This is a genomic window from Erwinia typographi (assembly GCF_000773975.1).
Classification (GTDB): domain Bacteria; phylum Pseudomonadota; class Gammaproteobacteria; order Enterobacterales; family Enterobacteriaceae; genus Erwinia; species Erwinia typographi.
This window is the reverse complement of record NZ_JRUQ01000119.1, coordinates 1-751: the sequence shown is the minus strand read 5'-3', so window position 1 is coordinate 751 and position 751 is coordinate 1. Positions and strand designations below refer to the sequence as shown.

At 48.3% G+C, this 751-nt stretch carries 1 pseudogene; it reads left to right on the top strand.

Annotated elements, in window-relative coordinates:
* The first annotated feature begins 126 nt into the window (after positions 1-126).
* Positions 127-658: pseudogene (locus NG99_RS27055) on the top strand (DUF2778 domain-containing protein).
* Positions 659-751: the final 93 nt, after the last annotated feature.

Genomic DNA, 751 nt, shown 5'->3' with positions numbered 1-751 from the left:
TGAATTTCCTATACGTGAACGGGCTTACCTATGCCAATACGCCTTAATAATCAATTACGTTTTGTTTGTTAAAAAATCGCTACATGCCCTGTAAACTAATCCCACAATATCATGATGGATTAATGTATGGCGTTAAATGGGAAAATGTTACTGAACGGTGCTGATATCGCGCCACTTTCCTTTCCCGGAGTAGGCACGTTTATGGCGTTCACCGGTAATGGGGCTTATAAGAACCGGGGGGGGGTGTGGAAAATATTCAGGGAAAAAAGCGGGGGACGGCCCCATTCCTGAAGGGAACTACTGGATAGTGAGTCGTGGTAGTGGCGGTAAAATATCAAAGGCTATTGCCTGGGTAAAAGACACGTATAATCAACACGCCAGTGGCGCGGAGTTTAGCCGTGATGAATGGTTTGCGCTGTACCCTAACGACTGGAACATCGATGACACACTCTGGATAGAAGGTGTTAAGCGTGAACACTTCCGGTTGCATCCGGGCGTCCTGTCTGACGGCTGCATAACCCTTGTAAGCAATGCCGAGTTTCGCACACTGCGCAATGCGTTAATGGCGACCACGCAAATCGACGTGCCCTGCATGAAAGATTTAAAAGCATATGGCATGATCGAGGTGGTCAACAATGGCTATAACACTTGCCCGTAGGCTGGCGAAAACCATCTGTTTTTTGACGCTGTTCTGGCTGGGGACACGCTTGATCTACCCGGAGTCGTTCATCAGTCTGTACACCTCTGAGCG